Source organism: Vibrio sp. 10N.222.54.A3, from assembly GCF_041474095.1.
Classification (GTDB): Bacteria; Pseudomonadota; Gammaproteobacteria; order Enterobacterales; family Vibrionaceae; genus Vibrio; species Vibrio crassostreae_C.
Genome location: NZ_JBFRTN010000129.1, coordinates 1 through 1137, shown reverse-complemented (window position 1 = coordinate 1137; position 1137 = coordinate 1). Strand labels below are relative to the sequence as shown.

1 protein-coding gene is annotated in these 1137 nt (G+C 41.2%); it reads left to right on the top strand.

The genetic code is table 11. The features are described from left to right. Positions 1-253: 253 nt before the first annotated feature. Complete coding sequence (locus tag AB4507_RS21190) at positions 254-919, top strand: GntR family transcriptional regulator (RefSeq protein WP_017065971.1); 666 nt, start codon at positions 254-256, stop codon at positions 917-919. Positions 920-1137 lie beyond the last annotated feature (218 nt).

Genomic DNA, 1137 nt, shown 5'->3' with positions numbered 1-1137 from the left:
GAAAGCCGCGATGAACCTATTTTAATACAGTCATTATGTACTAGACCGATAAAGATCGAAACTCAGAAGCACAGAAAGGCGTATAAAATACAAATTGAAGTTTTTCAGCAATTGAAAAATGAAAGGCAGGTCAGATCATCATATGACATAGCGCCCAATTAAATGGACAAGCTACAGCATGAAGGTCGCAATCCAACAGTAAAATAGTATATTAAATACAATATCGAATGAATATGTCTAGTCGGAGACTTGGATGTCACAAAAAACTGTATTTAAAACTCGCACCCAACTGGTTGAAGAGGCTATTCGAGCCAAAATTCTTAAAGGTGAGCTTAAAACTGGCCAACCGCTAAGGCAAGACGCCCTAGCAAATGAGTTTAATGTAAGCCGTATTCCTGTACGCGAAGCTCTGATGCAACTAGAAGCTCAAGGGTTAGTGGTTTTCGAAGCGCATAAAGGAGCTACGGTGACTGAATTATCACCGGATAAGATCGACGAACTGTTTGAGTTACGTGCCGTTGTTGAATGCCATATTCTTGAGCGAGCCATCCAGAATATGACTGATGACGATTTAGAACGTGCTAACCAAATTCGCCAACGCTTTGATGATTTGGTCAACCGAGGGGACGAAGTGGAAGAGTGGAGTAACCACAATTATGAACTGCATAAAGCACTCTACTCGCCTGCAAATATGCCTGAAACTATGGATGTCATCTACAACCTCAATACTAAATGTGACCGTTATATTCGCATGCAACTACTGTTCACTGAAGGAACAGAAAAAGCCGATAAGGAGCATGTAGCCTTATTAGAGATGTGTAAAAATCGAGATATCGAAGGCGCGAAATACGTTCTCAAGAAACACATTCTAGAAGCTGGCGCTGCTATTCGAGACCTGCTTGTTGAACGCCATCAATAGAGATACGTTCTCCATGTTGAGCTGCACCTCAATCGATAGTTGTTGATTTGAACAACTATCACAGGTGATAAAATTGACTTCTATAGATCTAATTAACAGCTACAAATATTAGCAATACCGCCTCATCCAATGGGGCAAATCTAAGTCATCTCATATGCTAACGATGATGACTGAGCTAGCCGTGTCAACTAGCTCGAAGTTGTCGAGTAGACGACACT

Coding starts and splice junctions, on each gene's coding strand:
- AB4507_RS21190 (WP_017065971.1), top strand. CDS start 254: ATGTCACAAAAAACTGTATTTAAAACTCGCACCCAACTGGTTGAAGAG.